Here is a 655-nt window from a genome sequence, read left to right on the forward strand (position 1 = left end):
CGGCGTCATCTGGTGGCAGCACGGCCAGATCGAGAAGGCTCGGGCCGATGCTGCATCGCTCAACGATCAGGTGCAGCAGTGCCAGCAGGCCCGCAACAACCTGGTGGCCCTGGCCAATGAGCAGGGCAAGGCGCTGGGCGACCTGCAATTGGCTGCCCAGCAACGCCAGATGCAGGCCGAGCAGGCCGTTGCAGGAGCACATGCCGAGGCGCAGGCCGACTATCAGGCGGCAAACCGGCTGCAGCAGGAACGCACCGGCGGCGATCAGTGCGCGGCCGCCACCTCGATCATCGACAAGGAGCTTGGCCTATGAACTTGCCAACTTGCGCAAAATCGCAAACTGGCCTTGCCTTGGCTGTTGTGGTCCTGCTGCTGGCCGGCTGCGTATCCCACGTCGAGCCGGAGGTGCGCACCGTGCGCGTCGAGGTGCCCGTGCAGGTTCCTTGCCGCGCGCCCGACGTCGCCGTGCCGCCCTGGGCCGCTGCCGGCCTACGCAAGACCGACAGCCTCGAAGTGAAGGTGCGAGCCCTGCTGGCTGAGCGCCGACAGCGCATTGGCTACGAGAAGGAGCTGGCGGCTGCCGCCGGTGCGTGCCGCTGACCGGTGATTGCCCAGCAGCAGCGACAGCCATTACGATACTGTTTTTCCATACAGT

General features: G+C 66.3%; 2 protein-coding genes. Both read left to right on the plus strand.

The window, feature by feature from the left end:
• Positions 1-7: 7 nt before the first annotated feature.
• Complete coding sequence (locus tag G7007_RS21815) at positions 8-313, plus strand: hypothetical protein (protein ID WP_308852325.1); 306 nt, start codon at positions 8-10, stop codon at positions 311-313.
• Entirely contained in the window at positions 310-600 is a 291-nt protein-coding gene (locus G7007_RS21820) for a hypothetical protein (RefSeq protein ID WP_181105177.1), read from the plus strand. The genes G7007_RS21815 and G7007_RS21820 overlap by 4 nt, the downstream gene beginning before the upstream one ends.
• The last annotated feature ends 55 nt before the right edge of the window (positions 601-655 follow it).

The organism is Pseudomonas entomophila (genome assembly GCF_013523125.1).
In the GTDB taxonomy this organism is placed as follows: domain Bacteria; phylum Pseudomonadota; class Gammaproteobacteria; order Pseudomonadales; family Pseudomonadaceae; genus Aquipseudomonas; species Aquipseudomonas entomophila_B.